Source organism: Mycobacterium sp. M23085, assembly GCF_045343915.1.
Classification (GTDB): domain Bacteria; phylum Actinomycetota; class Actinomycetes; order Mycobacteriales; family Mycobacteriaceae; genus Mycobacterium.
Map to the genome: position 1 here is coordinate 5,051,905 of NZ_CP174280.1, position 17,911 is coordinate 5,069,815.

Consider the following 17,911-nt stretch of genomic DNA (forward strand, 5'->3'; position numbering starts at 1 on the left):
TGTCGCTCAGCTGCGCGGCACCGAAGAAAATCGGTCGGCGTCCAAGGCGTCGAGCAACTGGCTGACAATCCACTCGAGCGCGGCGGGGTCGGGAGGCAAGGTGGCCTGCTCGTAGCCCACCAGCAGGTAGACCGCCCAGTCGGCGAACAATTGCGCCTGCCGATCGTTACGCAGAATCTCGAATGCGCACTCTCGAAGAATCTGGTGGCGCTCTTTGTCGACGGCGGCTTGTACCGCATACACGTGGGCATCCACGCTGCTCCACGCGCGGATAGCCGCCTCAGCGCCGTGGGGCAAATTCAGGCCGATGTCGATGATGCGGTCGATGCGTCGGCGCGGATCGGGTTCGGTCCGAATCCACTCCACCAACCGAACAGTGTTTACCTGGCGCCAGTGCTCGACCAGTTCGCGGGTGTACGCGGGCCAGTTTTCGAAGTAGTGATAGAAGGAACCGGTGCTGATCCCGAGCCGCTGACACACCTCGGCCAACTTCAGCCCGCCGTAACCCAGGTCGGAGAGGACGTCGAGACCCGTGTCGAAGTAGGCCCCTCGGGAGACGCCGTTCGCCATCATTGGCACTTTAGTCGGCCGCAGCGTCGCGGGTGCGTGGGCGTGTGCAAGGCATTCGAAACCGCCAGATCTTCGCGACTCTGCCCGACGCCGGTTGACTCGAGTGAAAATTTGAATCTAAATTAAACCAAGCTGTCAGCGTCTGAAACCGACTGGAGGATCATAAGTGCCCGGATTGCAGGACAAGGTTGTCATCGTCACCGGCGCCGGCGGGGGCCTCGGTCGGTCCTATGCGCACTTCCTGGCCGGCAACGGAGCGCTCGTCGTCGTCAATGACCTCGGCGGGGCAAGGGACGGCTCGGGATCGGGAACCAGCATGGCGGACAAGGTCGTAGACGAGATTGTCGGTGCCGGTGGCCGTGCGGTCGCCGACTATTCCAGTGTGGCCACCCGGGAAGGGGCCGAGGCGATCGTTGCGACCGCGATCGATAACTTCGGGGCTGTGCACGGTGTGGTGAGCAACGCGGGCATCCTGCGCGACGGCGCGTTTCACAAGATGACCGATGAGAACTGGGACGCGGTCATTCAAGTGCACCTCTACGGCGGCTATTACGTCACCCGTGCGGCGTGGCCGCACATGCGCGAGCAGAAGTTCGGTCGCGTCGTCATGGCGACGTCGACAAGCGGGCTCTACGGCAATTTCGGTCAGGCCAACTATGGCGCCGCCAAGCTCGGACTGGTCGGCTTGCTCAACACCCTGGCGATCGAAGGCGCCAAGTACGGGATCACCGCGAACGGGGTCGCGCCGATGGCTGCCACTCGGATGACCGCCGATATCGCACCCCAGGAGGTGCTCGACAAGCTGAACCCCGACCACGTCGCGCCGGCCGTCGGTTACCTGGTTTCAGAAGAGAACCAGGAATCCGGTTCGGTTTTCGTCGTCGGCGGCGGCCTGGTGCAGCGCGTCGCGCAGTTCCAAAACGACGGCGTCACATTCGGCACACCGCCGACTCTGGACGAAATAACCAAGCGCTGGGCCGAAATCAGCGACATGTCTCATGCAAAACTCGGCACCAACCCGGTGGGGTAGGGAAGCGGCCGACATGGCGTGGGTAAGTCGTTGACCGCGAGCATCGCTGCGCGACGGGAGCTGCTTCGCGCGCGATTCCCCGTGTGGCGATCTCACACCCTATCCGAGTGGCTTGATTGGTGCGCTGCGCAGTACGGCGAGCGGCCCTTGGTGCTCACCGACGATGCAGAACTCAGTTACGTTGCGGTCGCGGCAGAGTCACGCCGGCTGGCCGACGGCCTCGCGGCACTCGGTGTCCACGCGGGCGATCGGGTCGGCATGGTGATGGCCAATTACCCAGAGTTTGTGACGGTCAAGTTCGCTATCGCCCGGGTCGGAGCCATCGCCGTTCCGGTCAACTTCTTCTACCGGCAGGACGAATTGCGCTTTGTCCTCAATGACGCCGGGTGCCGCGTGTTAGTCACCATGACCGGCTTCCATGGCCTCGACTATCAGTCGATGCTGGACGGCATCATGCCCGGCTGGGATTCACCGCGGTCCGGTTTCGCGCTCGATGTAGTGCTGCTCGACAACGACGGCCGAGCACGCCGCGGCTGCCTGACGGTGCCCGGACTCGCTGAGCTCGGCGACGAGAACCGCGGTGCTGCCGACGATTTGGCGGCCCACCCCGCCGACCCCGGCGACATGCTGTACACCTCGGGTACGACGGGCTCACCCAAAGGCGTACTGGTCACCCACGACGCGGTGTTGCGTACCGCCTATGCGTCGGCATTGACACGAGCCTATGAGGACGGGCGGCGCATCCTGTTCTCGTTGCCTTGCTATCACATGTTCGGTTACATCGAAGGCTTGCTCTCGGCGATGTTCGCCGGCGGTGCGGTCGTTCTGCAGCCCACGTTCAGTCCCGAAGGGTACTTCGCCGGTGTCGACCGGCACCGCGCCAGTGACATCCTGTGCGTGCCGACCATGGCGGTCGCGTTGGTCGAGAGTGCCGCACGCCGCGATTACGACCTCACCTCCCTGCGGGCGATGCTCTGCGGGTCGGCCCCTGCGCCGATCTGGTTGTGGCGCAACGTCGAAGACCGTCTCGGTGTCAGCGAGATCGTCACCGGCTACGGGATGACCGAGTGCGGCGGGGCGATGACGTTGACACGACCCGAAGACCCGTTGGAATTCACCGCCGAAACCGCCGGGAAGGCGAAAATGGCCGGTGCCGCGTCTATTCCAGGCACCGACGCTCTGGTGCATTACGCGACAGTGCATCCCGAGACGCATAAGGATCTGCCGCCCGGCGAGGAAGGCGAGTTGGTGTCGTCCGGGCCGACCGTGATGCTCGGGTATTGGAACCGTCCACAGGAGACCGCCGCGACGCTGCGGCAGGGGCGGTTGTTCTCCGGAGACCTTGGACGGGTGCGGGCCGACGGTTACCTGCAGGTGACCGGTCGGAGCCGCGAGTTGTACAAGAGCGGCGGCGAACTGGTGATGCCCAAGGAGATCGAGGATCTGCTGGCATCCCACGACGAGATCAGCCAGGCTTTCGCTGTTGGCATGGTCGACGACCGCTGGGGTGAGGCCGGTTGGGTGGTCGTCGTTCCGGCGCCGGACGCGACAATTACCGAAAACGACGTCCTCGACCTCTGCCGGGACAATCTGGCGCGGTTCAAGGTGCCCAAGCGGGTGGTGTTCTACCGCGCCGAGGACCTGCCGCTCACACCGACCGGAAAAGTCCGCAAACACAAGCTGATCGAACAGCTCAGTTCCGCGATCAATCGTTGAGGCAGTGACGATTTGGATTGCCCGGTCGTGTCGGCTACCCGACCCGACGCCGTGGGCCCGGCGCCTGACGCCGCAGGGCGTCGATGATGCATCCGAGTCCGACGCGAAAGTTTTCTGGAGTGTCGAGACCCTCCCCCGCGGAGACCGACAATAGAGCCGAAAAGCGTTCCGGCTCCTCGGCGAGGCGACCGAAACGGCGTGCGCGGACATCCGGGGCCCGGCGATGCGCGGCACGCCGGTGCGCGTAGCCGGTGGCGAAGGCACTCAGCGTCGCCAGTCCACTTCTGACCGCGCCGTCGTCGAATCCCGCAGACCCCAAGGCTCGGGCGATGCGTTCCATCGCGTCCAACACCGCGGCGGCGTCGATCGGTTGAACTGCCAGAATCTCCGCTAGCTGTGGGTGCGCGTCGAATGCTGCCGCGACGGTCAGCACGACCCGTTCGATCGCTTCATCCCACGGCAGGTCGTCCGTAGACGGCAGTTCGACGTCGGCGAGATAGGCATCCACGACTGCGTGCAACAGCTCCTCTTTCGTGGCGACGTGCCGGTACAGCGACATCGGCGCCGCTCCGCAGGCACGGGCAAGCTTGCGCATGGTCAACGTGTCCACGCCGTCGGATTCGATGAGCGCGATGGCGGTCGCGATCACGGTTCGACGGGTGAGTTGGCCTCCACCTTTCAGCGATGCCGGCATCTGCAAATTGTCGCACTGCCGCGTTGCGTACAAGTACTCTTACTGTTATTGATTGAAAGATGCCGGTGGTCAATGGGATTGATCACGGCTGCACGCGGCGACGTCACCGAGGAGCACAGCAATGGAAACCGTGGATCACGACCCGAGCGGCCAACTCGCGCCGGTCGTCGACGACCTCAGCATTTACCTCATCTGCGGGCGGGTGACCACCAAGCGAGAGCGCGGCTTCACCCACATCAGCACCGCGCTGACTGATGCGCAGGCCGCCGAGCGCCTCGGCTTTCGCCGTGGCTGGCTCAGCGAACGCTTCGACCTCAAGGACTCCGGCGCCATTCTCGGCGGCATCGCCGCGCGCACAACGCGTTTCGGCGTCGGCACTGGGGTGTGGTCGGCGTCCTCGCGCCACCCCATGGTGGCCGCGAGCTTCGGCGCGACCATGAACGCGCTCTACGGGCCGCGGTTCGTGCTCGGACTTGGGCGCGGCGTGCCGCTACCGGACATGCCGGAATTGTCCTACGACCACTTCGTTCATTACGCCGAGACCGTCAAAGCACTCTGGCAAGGCGGCGTGGTCGACTACAACGGCACCCAACTGCGGACCATCGATGCGCTGGGTGATGTTCCCAAGCCCGAGGTCTGGGCGTGCGGGTACGGCCGACCGAAGTTCGCCAAGGCCGTCGCCCACGCCGCGTTCGACGCCGTGATGCTCTATCCCTTCCTCACCGTCGATGCGGTGCGCACGGTGGTGGAGCGGCTGCGCAACGCCTGCGCCGACCGCAATCGCGACCCGGCCTCGCTGCGCATCTGCCACCCGATCGTGGTGGCCGCCGAGCTGGACGAGTTCAGCACGCGCGCCTACGCGCACGCACGTGCGGTCACCTACCTCGAGTGGCCCGGGCATGGCGAGGCGCTGACCAACTCCAACGGCTGGGATCAGTCGGTGCTGGACAAGTTGCGGACGCACAAACAGCTGATGGGTAAGAACGCCGATCAGGATTTCCACCGTGCCGAGTTGATGGAGCCGGCACGGCTCGTGCCCGACGAGTGGATGTCCGAGTCGTGTGCGATCGGTTCCGTCGAGCACTGTGCCGACCGGCTCGCCGAATACCGGGCGGCGGGGGTCGACGAGATCGCGATCTACGGCAGCACGCCGGCCGAGAATGCCGAGCTCATCCGGTGTTGGCGTGAACGCGCGGCGCGGCCGGCCTCGGTCGGGGTCTGACTGGCGTCGAGCGCGGACGGCGGTTCCCGTGTGGTGACAGTCGAAGCAAGGCGCGCCGACGGCCGAGACTTGCTCGCGGTAGCCAATCATCGTTAGATTATTGGCGACTGTGATCTGGACAACTCCGAAACTGGGAGAGCCGGATCGCTCCACGCGGTCGGCATGCTCATCGGTTGGCCGCACAGCGCTGCACTAGCGGCACGGCGAGAGGGGCCCGTTTCCATGACCGACACGGCGAATAGCGATGCCCAACTCGCGTCAGTGCTGACCGAAACTGAGATAGCGGCCCTATTACCGGATTTCGATTTCTTCGACAAAGAGCACGCGGACCGATCAGTACAGATTCTGGGCTACGCGCGCCGGCACTGTCCGGTCCCACACACTTCGGCCACAGGTGGCTATCACATCGTGACCCGGTACGACGACGTCCGGCGCGTGCTGACCGACCCCGAGACTTTCTCTTCCACGGAGTACACCAACATCTCCGGCAATGGCGGGGTGCCGTTGCCTCCGTTGGATACCGATCCGCCGCTGCAGCACGGCTTCCGCCAGTTGCTCAATCCGTTCTTTCACCCCAAACGGCTCGCCGCCAGCGACGAGCGGGTCCGCGAGATCGCTCGCTGCGCCATGGACACCTGGGTCGGGTCGGGCCGATGCGAAGCAATGCAGGATTTCGCCGGACCGTTTGTCACCAACGTCCTGGCGTCGGTGATCTTCGAAGACGACGACGGCGAGCTCTTCCGCAACGCCGCGGAGTGCAACGAGCGCTTCATCACCGGCGACACTCAGGGTGTCTTGGACTTCTACCAACTGATGGTGCAATTCGTCGAGAAACGGGCGGCGAGTTCGCAGCCGGGAGCCATCGTCGACGCCGTCACGACGGGAACGGTGCTGGGCCGCCCGTTGACCGATGCCGAACGGATCGGCGTCGTGCAGGTGCTGTTCGTCGGCGGTCTGGACACCACCAAGGTCGCGATCGGCGACATGGTGCTCCAGCTGGCCACCAACCCCTTGTTCGAGGAGCTGGTGCGCAAGCCGGGCTGGGAACGCACGATCCTGGATGAGTTCCTGCGGTACACCTCGCCGGTCAATGCGATGGGACGCATCGTGACCCGCGACGTGGAGCTCAACGGCACTCAGCTGCACGCCGGCGACCGGGTGCTGGTGCACTTCGGCAGCGCAAACCGTGATGCCGACGTTTTCGACCATGCCGACGAACTCGACTACACCCGGGAACGCAACCCGCATGTCGGTTTCGGTATGGGCGTGCACCGCTGCATCGGCATGCACCTGGCGCGCCAGCAGATTCGCATCGCCATCGACACGCTCCTGGAACGGATCACCAACCTACGGCTTGCTCCGGGGGCCGAGATCGCGCGACGGCCGGGGATGAGCCGCGTCCTGTACGCCTTGCCGATCGAATTCGACATCCGGTAGCTCCGCGACTTCTGCGCGCTCCCTTACTTTTCAGTCACGAAGGAGAACCAGTGAAGACAACGGCGGCGGTCTTGTGGGAAGTCGGGCAGAAGTGGAGTGTTGAGGACGTCGAACTCGACGACCCGCTGCCCGGCGAAGTGCGGGTCAGGCTCGCCGCCAGCGGCCTCTGTCACTCCGACGACCATGGTGTCAAGGGAGACATGCCAATTGGTCTTCCGATCGTGGGTGGACACGAAGGCGCCGGTGTCGTGGAAGAGGTCGGCGCCGGGGTGACGCGGCTCAAGCCGGGTGACCACGTTGTGATGGCCTTCATGCCGGCATGCGGGCACTGCCGGTGGTGCGCGAGCGGTGATTCGGTGTTGTGCAACTACGGTGCCGTCATCATGGCCGGAATGCCGATCGTGGACGGCAAACCGCGCACCCATGCTCGCGGACAAGGTTTGGCCCGGATGTCGTTGTTGGGCACTTTCAGCCCGTACGCCGTCGTTCACCAAGACTCGTGCGTGAAGATCGACGACGACATCCCGCTGGAGCTGGCTTCGCTCGTGGGATGCGGCGTGGCAACGGGATTCGGGGCGGCGGTCAATCGTGCACAGGTCGGTCCGGGGGACACCGTCGTCGTGGTTGGGTGCGGCGGCGTCGGGTCGAGTGCCATTCAGGGGTCGCGGATCGCCGGCGCCGAGGTCATCGTTGCGGTCGATCCGGTGCCGTTCCGCCGGCAGCAGGCCGAGTTGCTCGGTGCCACCCACTCGGTCGCGTCGATGGAGGAGGCGATGCCTCTAGTCACCGAGCTGACCCGAGGTGTCATGGCCGACAAAACCATCATGACGGCAAGCCTGATGAGCGGCGACATGCTGATGCCCCTCATGCTGCTGACCCGCAAGGGCGGTCGGGCCTGCCTGACATCCGTCGCGCCTCCTAGCGTGACCAACGTCGACGTCGTGCTGGTCGACGTGATCCTCAGCCAAAAAGAGATCGTCGGCAACGTGTTCGGAGGGTGCAACCCGCACGCCGACCTGCCCCGTCTGCTCTCGTTGTACAAACGGGGCGAACTCAAGCTCAAGGAGCTCATTACCAAGACCTACCGCCTCGAGCAGGTCAACGAGGGCTACGACGATTTGCTCAGCGGAACCATCATGCGCGGCATGATCACGTTCTGACCGACGGAAGCTATTTCGCCATGGTGGCCCTAACCAAACGGTGATGGTTTAATCTGATTTACGCTCCCGCGTGAACTGCGCGGATGACTAAGTGGCGATGAAGGGCGTGGTGGTGGATGGTGTCCAACCCGGGGATCGATTACGAAGAATTGCTTCCGCACTTTGACATGTGGGATCCCGCGCACGAGAAGATCAAGTGGGATGTGCTCGCGTACGCCCGCGAAAAATGCCCTGTCGCGCACACTGATGCCGACGGCGGTGGCCAGTACATGGTTTTCCGGTACGAGGATGTGCGACGAATTCTGGAAGATCCATACACCTTCTCGTCGAAAGGTGTGGCGCCTCGGCCGTCTCCGGTGAGACTGAACCCACTGGACGCCGATCCGCCCTATCAGCCTGATCTGCGCAAGATTCTCAACCCCCTTTTCACCCGCACCTTCCTGACGAAGTTCGAGCCTGAACTGCGCAAGAACGCAGCCGAGTTGATCGATGGATTCATTGGTAACGGCCGGTTCGATTTCGTCCGGGAATTCGCCGGGCCGTTCGTCGGAAATGCCTTGTCGCGCGCTGTTTTCAACGAAGACGACCCCGTGCGAATGGCGCACGCCCAAGACGTGGTGGTCCGCGTCGCGGTCGAAGGAACCGACGAGGCCTATGGCGAACTCGTCGCGCTGTCCGTGCAGTACCTCGCCGAACAGACAGAAAACCCCAATCCAGCCAACGAAGTGATGAACGCCATCTCCACCGGCACCGTCGAAGGCGGTAGACACCTCACCGAGATGGAGCGGCTCGGCGTCGTGGCCGTGCTGTTCCTCGGAGGCCTGGATACCACGCGGGGTGCGCTTGGCGGTATCGCCCATCAGTTGGCAATTCATCCCGAGTTGGAAACGCGGCTCCGCGACCCTGCCTGGATCCGCCAGGACATGGATGAGCTCATCCGGCTGACCTCGCCCGTCGGCTGTCTCGGGCGAACGGCCACCAAGGACGTCGAAGTCGGCGGATTGCAGATCAAAGCGGGCGAGCAGATCCTGGTGCGGTTCGACTCGGCGAACCGCGACGAGACGCACTTCGAGGATGCCTCGCACCTGAGATTCGATCTGCGTCGCGGCGGCCATGTGGGGTTCGGGCTCGGGTTGCACCGTTGCCTGGGAGCCCATTTCGCCAGAATCCAGATCGCGATCGCCTTCGACGAGCTCTTCAAACGGATCACGAACTTGCGCCTCGCCGACCCCGAGGCCGAGGTCCATTGGGCGGCGGGAATCGCGAACGGCCCGGAGAGTTTGCCCTTGGTTTTCGACGTGGTCCAGTGACGCGGAGGTAGACGTGTGAACTTCCTTCCGGGGGAGGATGCCGAGGAGCTGCGCGCGGTGGTGCGCGACTTCCTCGACAAGCATTCGGATGAAACGTCGGTGCGGCGGTGCATGGAGACCGAGATCGGCTTCGACCCGGCGGTCTGGCGTCGCGCGGCCGACCAGCTGGGGCTGCAGGGCCTGGCAATTCCCGAGCGATTCGATGGCAGCGGTGCGACAGCGGTCGAGCTCGGCGTGGTGTTCGAAGAAATGGGCGCCGCGTTGTTCGGTGGGCCGTTCCTGTCCAGCGTGGGCATGGCCGCGAGCGCTCTGCTCGCACTGGATGACGACGCTGCCGCGGCTCGATGGTTGCCGGGAATCGCCGGCGGCACGACCATCGCGACCCTGGCGTGGTCGGGCCCAGGCCCCGCGGGCAGTGCGTTGGCCGCGGCAAAGCACGCCGGTCAGTGGGAGGTATCCGGTACCGCCGCGATAGTGGTCGACGGGCTCGCGGCCGATGTGTTGTTCGTCGCCGCCCGCAGTGCAGCGGGCCCGTGCCTGCTGGCCGTCGGTGGTGATGCCGACGGGGTCCGGCGCAAGACGCTGAGCACCATGGACACCACCCGCAAGCTGGCTGAAGTCACCTTCGACCACGCGCGGGCTGACTTGCTTGGCGTCGATGGTGGCGCCGCAGACGCTCTGCAGCGCAGCGCGGACCTGGCGGCCCTCTATCTGGCCGCCGAACAACTCGGGGGTGCGACACGGGCCCTCGACCTCGCGGTGCGGCACGCCGCCACCCGGGTGCAGTTCGGCCGGGCGATCGGCTCGTTCCAGGCCATCAAGCACCGCTGCGCTGACATGCTTGTCGATGTCGAATCGGCGAGGTCGGTGGTTCACCACGGCTTGTGGACGGCCGTGCACGATGTGGCCAACCTGTCGGTCGCAGCTAGCCTGGCCCGCAGCGTGTGTTCGGACGCGTATACGCGAGTGGCGGCGCACAATATCCAGATCCACGGCGGTATCGGGTTCACCTGGGAGCACCCGGCGCATCTATATCTCAAGCGCGCCAAGAGCTCTCAGCTGTTATTCGGATCCCCGTTCAGCCACCGCGCCCGGCTTGCCGAATTGCTCGACATGGCTGGCGAGTCCGAACTGCCGGCCGCTGAAGGCACCTTCAACGAGACGGAGCCCGGTGACCCGTCGCCTGAAGTCGACGCGGTCGAAGAAGCTGTTGCTGATTTTCTGCGGCGACACCCGGTCAGCGATCCGGCTGACGGCGAATCGGATCGCGCGCTCCGTGAAGCTCGCTTCGATGACGGAATTGCGGTCGTGAGCTTTGCCCCCGGGTATGGTGGGCGCGGCCTCGACAGCTCGCTGCAGTCGGTCGTCGATCGCAGGTTCGCTGCTGCGGGCTGTCCGGATCATCAGGCGCGCAATGTAATCGGGCTGGGGATGGCTTTGCCGACCATTCACGCACACGGCACCGAAGAGCAGAAGCGCCGCTATTTACGCCCCTGTTTCTCCGGCGAGGAGATCTGGTGCCAGCTGTTCTCCGAGCCGGGCGCCGGCTCGGATCTGGCCGGGTTGGCAACCCGTGCGGTGTCCGCCGGCGACGAGTTCGTCGTCAACGGCCAGAAGATCTGGACGTCGCTGGGCCACGTCGCTCGGTTCGGGCTGTTGCTCGCGCGTACCGACCCCGACGTTCCCAAACACAAAGGGCTCACGTACTTCATCCTCGACATGCACACGCCGGGGGTTGAGGTGAGGCCACTGCGTCAGCTCACCGGTGAGGCCGAGTTCAACGAGGTGTTCCTGACGGACGTCCGCATCCCGGCGGCCAATGTGCTCGGTGAGGTCGGCGGGGGCTGGCGAGTCGCAATCACCACTTTGGCCAGCGAGCGGATCGCCATCGGCGCGCGCACCACGCCCCGCGGACACGGGACGATCGTCCGAGCCGTCGCGACTTACCGTGCGGCGGCCGCGGCCGGACGGGTGACGGCAGTCGCCACCGAGCGGCTCATGCTGCTGTGGACGCAGGCAGAAGCCGCTCGCCTAACGAATGTCAGGGCCGCGCAGGCCGGCCGGGAAGCCGGGCCCGAGGGCTCGATCGCGAAACTGCAGATGGCCGAGCTTAATAAGGCGATATTTGAGTTCGGCGTTGACATTTCGGGCACGGCCGGACTGCTGATCGACGGTTACGCAGAGACCGCGCCGACCGCATCGTCGGCGTACGGCGGCGACGATGTCCGCAAGGCTTATCTGCGCTCGTTGGCCAACTCCATCGAGGGTGGAACCTCGGAGATCCTGCGCAACATCCTCGGAGAGCGCGTTCTCGGCCTGCCTGGCGAGCCTCGGGTCGACACTGGCATCCCGTGGCGTGCGACGCGACGTTCCTGACCCGCGACTTCACAAACCAAACGATGTATGGTTACGATGCTGTGGTCGCCATGACCAGGAAATGAGGGACGCGATGCGCAACATGCGGAAAGTGCGCTACTTATGACCGCCGAACCAGTCTCGGTTGAGCGGTCCAAGTACCGGCGGACGCCCTATCTGGTGGTGTCGACCGAACGGGCGGCGCGCAAGGACGTGTATGGGACTATCGGCGATAACGTCGTGCGCCAGGCCCAGCTACTGCGCGGGGACCGTGACTCCGACACCGTGATCGTGGCGTCGCACCCGATCGGCTCGCCGGCCTACCTGCCGTTCTTTCCCGAGTTGGCGCGGACCGGCCTGCATGTCATCGGCTGCGCGAATCGCTACACGTTGGGCGACTCGGCGCTGCAGATGGAAAACCATCTCCTCGATGTCGGCGCCTGCGTGCGCGACGCCAAAGAACGGCTGGGATACCGCAAGGTTGTGCTGGCCGGGTGGAGCGGCGGCGGCTCACCGATGATGGGCTACCAGGCCGAAGCGGAAAAACCTAGTATCACCCAGACCGCGGCGGGGGAGCCGACGCCGCTGGCCGAAACCACGCTGACGGCTGCCGACGGCGTGATGTTGCTGGCCGCCCCCCGCAGTCGCCACCGACTGCTCACCGAATTCCTCGATGCCTCGGTTACCGACGAATTGGTGCCCGAGCGAAATCGCGACGCCGAGTTCGATCTCTACGATCCGGCCAACCCGAATCAACCGCCATACTCGGCGGATTTTCTGGCCGCATACCGGGACCGGCAACGTGAGCGCAACCGTCGGATCACCGCGTTCGCTCAGGAGAAGTTGGACGAATTTCGTCGGAACGGCCGCCCACACGCCGAGCACGCGTTCGTCGTACACGGCACCATGGCCGATCCTCGCTGGCTGGACCCGGCCATCGAACCCAACGGACGCCGGCCCCGCTGGAGCTACCTCGGCGACCCGGAGATCGCCAATACCAGCCCGGGCGCGCTGATGCGCTTCACCACCGCGCGCAGTTGGCTGTCCCAGTGGGGCCTGGACACCGCACAGGTCGACGCAGGCGACGCCGCACCAAGGGTGTCGGTCCCGATCCTCATGATGTGCAACGGCACCGACGACGCCGTGCCCACCAGCCATCAAGAGCAGGTGTTCGACGCCATCGGCCACCAGGACAAGGAACGCATCGATCTGGTCGACGCGAACCACTACTTCACCGGCAACGACCAGCGCTCCCACTTGTCAAAAGCCGCCGATCACGTCCACGACTGGATGCAGCGGCACGGCTTCGCCACTTCCTGACCGCCCTTTCTACTCCTACAGGAGGCCAACATGAATTTGAGCTTGATGTCGCTGGGGGATGTGGTCACCGATCCTGTCACCGGTGCAACCGAGACCGCGGCCGAACGGCATCGCGGCATCGTCGAAGCTGCCGTGGCAGCTGACGGCGTCGGTTTCCACGGCGTTCATATCGGTGAGCACCACGGACTGGAGTACACGACGTCGGCACCGCCGGTGATCCTGTCGGCGATCGGAGAGCGCACCAAGGACCTGCGACTATCCACCGCGGTCACGCTGGCCGCGAACCTCGACCCGATACGGGTGGCCGAGGACTATGCGACCGTGGACGCGTTGTCAGGAGGGCGCTGCGAGGTGGTCGCGGGGCGCGGCAATTTCTTCGTCTCCACCTACACGCTGTTCGGCAACCGATTGGAAGACTCCCGCGAGCTCTTCGCCGAGAACATCGAGCTGCTCACCCAGTTGTGGGCGGGCAAGAAGATCGACTGGGCCGGATCGCGCCACCGTGGGCCGATCGACGACTTCGTGCTTCAACCCGCGCCGGTCGGCGCCGTACCGTTGTGGATCGGCGGTGGTGCCTCGGAATCGTCGCTCGAACTGGCCGCCCGACTCGGTCTCGATCTGATGCTGCCCTCGGCGTTCGGCAATCCGGAGATGTTCAAGCCGGTGGTCGAAAGCTACCTGGAGAAGTTCGCCTCGTACGGCCACTCGCGTCAACCCCGGGTCGGCGCCTGCTGGCATGTCAATGTCGCCGAAACCAGCCAGGCGGCCAGGCAGCGGTGGGAACCGCGCTACCACAACTACTTCGAGCTGATGAAGACCATCATCTGCAGGGTCAACCCGGACCCGCCGCCATTCATCAAAAAGCCGTTCGACTTCGAATTCCTCACCACGCGTGGCCCTGCGATCGTAGGTAGTCCGGCAGAGGTCGCCGACCGGCTCAACACCTGGGCACAGCTGTTGTCCAGCACCACCAACCTCATCTACATCGACATGGGTGGCCAGCCCGCGGGCGAATTCCGTGAGATGGTCGAACTCATCGGTAGCGCGGTCATTCCACAGCTTGACTGACGACGCAGCAGAACGGAGATTATGAGCGTTCACCCTCTGGCTTCTGACCCGGTCAGCTATCACAGCCGCAGCAGGCCGCACGCACCCGCGCTCGAGGACGTCACGACCGGAGAGGTCATGACGTGGCGCGCGCTCGACGAGGTGGTTGGAGGTCTGGCCGGCGCGCTCGCCGACGACCTGGGGGTTGCTCAGGGCGATCGGGTGGCCGTGCTGGCGAACAACGACCCTTGGGTGCTAGTGGTGCAGTTCGCCTGTATGCGACTCGGCGCGATCTTCGTCCCGCTGAACTTCCGGCTGGCTCGCCCGGAACTGGAATTCCTGTGCACTGATTCGGATCCGATCGTGTTGATCCACGACGCCGGCATGCGTGAGGTGGCTGTCGACATCGCGGCGGCGGCCGGGATCCCGCGGCTGGCATCCTTCCCCGGCGTGGCCGGAGCCGACGAGTCTGGCGTTCCAGCCGATTGCGCGTACGACATCGTCGCCGGCGCTGCGGCCGCCGCACCGAGAGCCGCCCGCCCGATAAGCCGCATCACCGATCCGGTGCAACTCCTCTACACCTCAGGAACGACCGGCCGGCCCAAAGCGGCGATCTGCACCCATCAGACGTTGCATTACCAGCTGCTGAACTCGGTGCAGCCCTACGGACTGTCGTCGTCCAGTCGTTATCTGGCGGTGTTGCCGTTCTTTCACGCGGCCGGTCTCAACAGCATGACGAACCCGGTGCTGGCACTGGGCGGAACGGTGGCGGTAGTACCCAGATTCGATCCGGTCCGAGTAGTCGAGTTGCTGGCCGACCGGGACAGAGGTTTCACGCATTTCTCCGGGGCGCCGGTCATGTATCAGATGATGAGTGCTGTTCCCGCGTTCGCCGACGCTGACTTCAACCACATGGTGCACGGTCAGATTGGCGGCGGCTTCCTGAACTGGGAGGTCACCACAGCCTTCCACGATCGTGGGTTGCCGCTGAGTGTCGGTTACGGTTCCACCGAGATGGGTCCCATCGTCAGCATCGTTCCGCCCACGGCCACGCTGACGAAGTTCGGCTCATGTGGACTTCCCGTGCAGTACACCGCTATTCGGATCGTCGGGCCCGACGGCGAGGACGTCGCGCCCGGCCAGACCGGTGAGGTGTGGGCGCACGGCCCGGCCGTCACGCCGGGTTACTGGCGCCGCGACCGCGACGACACCTCAGCATTCGCGGGTGAATGGTTCCGCACCGGAGATGCCCTCGTCCAAGACGAGGACGGATATTTGACGATGGTCGACCGCTATAAGGACATGTACAAGTCCGGAGGCGAGAACGTGTATCCGGCCGAGGTCGAGCGCGTCATTGCGGAGCATCCCGACGTGGCCGACGCCGCGGTCATCTCGATCGCTGACGAGCGCTGGGGCGAGGTCGGTCGCGCGCTGATCGTGCCGCGGCCCGGTGTGCAACTCGATACGACGGCCATCGCCGAACACTGTCGGACCCGATTAGCCAAATACAAGGTGCCCGCCGACTTCCTGGTCGTGGAGCCGTTCGAACGCAACGTCACCGGCAAGATCCCGAAAGCCGAGCTGAAGCAGAAGTACGGTTCTGGACGTTCGACCGTGGCGTCGGCACAGCGGTGACGACCGAGTCCGACGAATCACCGCGACAATGCAGACCGCTCCCTAGTGCGAGAGCCATCGTGATGACACCGCCGTTGCGGTGCTCAGCAGCGGGTACGGCGTTTGGTTAAGCTGTCAGCAACATCGTGGGAGGAGCACGCATGGCTCGACCGAAGGTGGCGCTGATCTCGCGGCGGAAAGTCTTGGAGACGGCCCTGGCCATCATCGACGAAGACGGACTCGAAGGGCTCAGCATCCGTAGGTTAGCCGACGCCCTCGGAGTCAACGGAGCTTCCCTGTATCACCACTTCGACAACAAGGATGAAATCCTCATCGGCGCAGCGGAATTCGCGCTGGCTGACGTCCGCGCTCCGGAGGAATCTGACGACCACTGGCGGCATTGGCTGCCCGAAAATGCCCGGAAGTTGCGTGCCGCGCTACTCAAGCACCCCGCGTTGGTCCCGCTGATCGTCGGCAAACGCTCGCTCGGAATGGGGGCCCGCATGCTTGATACTTCGGCGCAGCGGTTGGTCGAGGAGGGCGTTCCGGGCGCGGCGGTGATGCCCTTGCTCGATGCTCTCGAGCTCTTCGCCATCGGCAGCGCCTTGCACGAAACGCAGGGATACACGCCCGAGAGTCGGCACGACATCGACGCCGATCAATATCCGGCGTTGGCCAAAGCATTGTCGGAACGTGGACTGTCCTTCGACGAGATCTACGACCTGGTCACCAACAGCATTCTGGACGCGATCGACACGGCGGTGAAGGAACGTCAGGCACGGTGGTTGCCTGCCGCCGAGCTCGGTAAGCGCGCCTAGCGTCACCGACCAACGAATGCGGGTTTGGCGCCCGGCCCTTGCGACAGCAAGGTCTCTAGCCCGATCGCCGCGTCCTCGCTGATGAGAACCGGTCCGGCCAGGTCCGGGGTGATGTCGTCGGCGGCGGCCACGCCGCGATTGCGGGCCACGGCGATGATCTGTTTCGCAATCGCTGTCGCGACGGTGGGACCCGCCGCCAATTCATCGGCGAAGGCGCGGGCCTGGGTGATGAGCTGGTCGGATGGCAGGACCTTGTCGACGACACCCCACTCGCGCAATCGCGACGCGTCGTAGGTCCGTCCGGTGTAGACCATCTCGGTGGCTCGTGCCACGCCGGCGCGCGCGACCAGGCGTTGGGTGCCGCCCGCCGCCGGCGTGATGCCAACGGTGGCCTCGACCAGGCCCATCTCGACGTTCGCGGCCGACCAGATGAAGTCGCATGCCAACGCCAGTTCAAGACCGATCGTGAGGTTGAGCGCGTGGACGACCGCCACCGTCGGTATGGGCAGTTGCTCGATCCGGCGGACCAACGTGAGTAGGCGCCTGCTGAAATCCGCGCCGGCCCGGTCGTCCATGACGGTGAATTCCTGGACCCGAACCCCCGCGCAGAAAACCTTGCCCTCGGCGCGCAGCAACAGAGCCCGGATGTCGCTGGGCAGCTGGCCGAGGATCGCCTCGAACGCCTCGGCCACGTGTGGGGTGAACAGGTTCAGCTTGGGCGCTGCCCAGATGATCTCTGCGACGTTGCCGTGGCGCTCGAGTCGAAGGTCGCCGTGCCGGACTGTCATCCGTGCAGCTTATCGACGTACGCCCATCCTAATCAAGCAGCGATTGGTATTGGCCGTGGACCGTCAATATCCAACGGTGAATCGTCGGCGCGGATATTGGGACTTCTCCACCTCGTCCACCACGGCGACGGCGAGGTCGGCGGCGGAGATGCGCGAGGAGCCGGCCTCGTCGACGATGAGATCGTCGTAGGCGGTTCGGTAGCTGCCCGTGCGCGGCCCGTCGAACTCGATAGCGAGGGGCGGCGAGACCACGGTCCACACGAGGTCCTCGGGGGCGTCGTCGATCAGATCATGCAGCGCCGCACGGAATCCCAGTGACTCTCGCTTGGCGACTTCGGGAAAGCTTGGCGTGTCGACCACGTCGACACCTGAGGCCGTTCGGAGGCTGCCCGCACCGCCGAGCGCAATGAGGCGGGCGCCCGCGCGGCCGGCGGCGTGGGCGGCGCGACGTATCAGCGTCACGGGTGTCCGATCACGCTGGGCCTCGTCACGCAGCGCCACCGAGCAGAGCACGACTTCGGTGCCCTGCGCAGCGTCGTCGAGGAATGCGCCGTCGAAGACGTCTCCGATCCGGTGATGTAGGGACGCGTCGGCCGGGGGCAGTCGCGATCCGTCGCGCACCACCGCGGTCACCTCGTGGCCGCGCTCCCGCAATTCATCGCGGATCGGCGCGCCGACCTTGCCGGTTGCCCCTAACAGCAGCACATGCATCAGACGCTCCATTCTGTCCAGGGATTGCTTGCGATCCTCACCTAACGACGTTAGATTAGCGGTAGCTCGAATCGCAATGCCCTGCGCGGCCGCACATCCGCGAGGGCGCAGCGCGGCGA

15 protein-coding genes are annotated in these 17,911 nt (G+C 64.9%); 11 read left to right on the top strand and 4 right to left on the bottom strand.

The genetic code is table 11. From position 1 onward, the window contains the following. Window positions 1-6: 6 nt before the first annotated feature. Entirely contained in the window at window positions 7-573 is a 567-nt protein-coding gene (locus tag ACIUM1_RS23680) for a TetR/AcrR family transcriptional regulator (protein ID WP_014711262.1), read from the bottom strand. 163 nt (window positions 574-736) lie between these two features. Here ACIUM1_RS23680 and ACIUM1_RS23685 point away from each other — a divergent pair, with 163 nt between their 5' ends. Together ACIUM1_RS23685 and ACIUM1_RS23690 are read left to right on the top strand one after the other, a co-directional pair. Then, window positions 737-1,600 carry an SDR family oxidoreductase gene (locus ACIUM1_RS23685; RefSeq protein ID WP_007170510.1) on the top strand — a complete coding sequence of 288 codons (864 nt, stop codon included), beginning with the start codon at window positions 737-739 and terminating at the stop codon, window positions 1,598-1,600. An 18-nt stretch (window positions 1,601-1,618) separates the two neighbouring features. Then, a complete protein-coding gene (locus ACIUM1_RS23690; protein WP_406814927.1) occupies window positions 1,619-3,316 on the top strand; it encodes a class I adenylate-forming enzyme family protein in 1,698 nt (565 codons plus the stop codon). 34 nt (window positions 3,317-3,350) lie between these two features. Here the strand turns inward: ACIUM1_RS23690 and ACIUM1_RS23695 are convergent, their stop codons facing one another. After that, window positions 3,351-4,010, bottom strand: a complete 660-nt coding sequence (locus tag ACIUM1_RS23695; RefSeq protein ID WP_406814928.1) for a TetR/AcrR family transcriptional regulator — start codon at window positions 4,008-4,010, stop codon at window positions 3,351-3,353. 121 nt (window positions 4,011-4,131) lie between these two features. On the opposite strand from ACIUM1_RS23695, the gene ACIUM1_RS23700 reads away from it, so the two are divergent. The 9 genes from ACIUM1_RS23700 (at window position 4,132) to ACIUM1_RS23740 (ending at window position 16,293) form a co-directional block, all read left to right on the top strand. Next, window positions 4,132-5,232, top strand: coding sequence for a TIGR03857 family LLM class F420-dependent oxidoreductase (locus ACIUM1_RS23700; RefSeq protein WP_406814929.1), 1,101 nt, complete (start codon window positions 4,132-4,134; stop codon window positions 5,230-5,232). Window positions 5,233-5,454: 222 nt separating this feature from the next. Further along, on the top strand, window positions 5,455-6,669 hold the full coding sequence (locus ACIUM1_RS23705) for a cytochrome P450 (RefSeq protein ID WP_406814930.1): 1,215 nt from the start codon (window positions 5,455-5,457) through the stop codon (window positions 6,667-6,669). A gap of 50 nt (window positions 6,670-6,719) precedes the next feature. After that, window positions 6,720-7,829 carry an NDMA-dependent alcohol dehydrogenase gene (locus ACIUM1_RS23710; protein ID WP_406814931.1) on the top strand — a complete coding sequence of 370 codons (1,110 nt, stop codon included), beginning with the start codon at window positions 6,720-6,722 and terminating at the stop codon, window positions 7,827-7,829. 116 nt (window positions 7,830-7,945) lie between these two features. Beyond that, window positions 7,946-9,139 carry a cytochrome P450 gene (locus tag ACIUM1_RS23715; protein WP_406814932.1) on the top strand — a complete coding sequence of 398 codons (1,194 nt, stop codon included), beginning with the start codon at window positions 7,946-7,948 and terminating at the stop codon, window positions 9,137-9,139. Between the two features lie 15 nt (window positions 9,140-9,154). Then, window positions 9,155-11,515 carry an acyl-CoA dehydrogenase gene (locus ACIUM1_RS23720; RefSeq protein WP_406814933.1) on the top strand — a complete coding sequence of 787 codons (2,361 nt, stop codon included), beginning with the start codon at window positions 9,155-9,157 and terminating at the stop codon, window positions 11,513-11,515. A gap of 102 nt (window positions 11,516-11,617) precedes the next feature. Continuing rightward, a complete protein-coding gene (locus ACIUM1_RS23725) occupies window positions 11,618-12,814 on the top strand; it encodes an alpha/beta hydrolase (protein ID WP_406814934.1) in 1,197 nt (398 codons plus the stop codon). A 30-nt stretch (window positions 12,815-12,844) separates the two neighbouring features. Beyond that, window positions 12,845-13,882 (top strand): LLM class flavin-dependent oxidoreductase, encoded by a 1,038-nt coding sequence (locus tag ACIUM1_RS23730; protein ID WP_406814935.1) that lies wholly within the window; start codon window positions 12,845-12,847, stop codon window positions 13,880-13,882. Window positions 13,883-13,903: 21 nt separating this feature from the next. Then, window positions 13,904-15,496: an AMP-binding protein gene (locus ACIUM1_RS23735; protein WP_406814936.1), complete on the top strand. Its 1,593-nt coding sequence runs from the start codon at window positions 13,904-13,906 to the stop codon at window positions 15,494-15,496. A 140-nt stretch (window positions 15,497-15,636) separates the two neighbouring features. After that, entirely contained in the window at window positions 15,637-16,293 is a 657-nt protein-coding gene (locus ACIUM1_RS23740) for a TetR family transcriptional regulator (protein ID WP_014711274.1), read from the top strand. A gap of 2 nt (window positions 16,294-16,295) precedes the next feature. Here ACIUM1_RS23740 and ACIUM1_RS23745 read toward each other — a convergent pair whose 3' ends face one another. Beyond that, window positions 16,296-17,081, bottom strand: coding sequence for an enoyl-CoA hydratase/isomerase family protein (locus tag ACIUM1_RS23745; protein WP_406814937.1), 786 nt, complete (start codon window positions 17,079-17,081; stop codon window positions 16,296-16,298). 63 nt (window positions 17,082-17,144) lie between these two features. Next, window positions 17,145-17,792, bottom strand: coding sequence for an NAD(P)-dependent oxidoreductase (locus ACIUM1_RS23750; RefSeq protein ID WP_236591253.1), 648 nt, complete (start codon window positions 17,790-17,792; stop codon window positions 17,145-17,147). Between the last annotated feature and the right edge of the window lie 119 nt (window positions 17,793-17,911).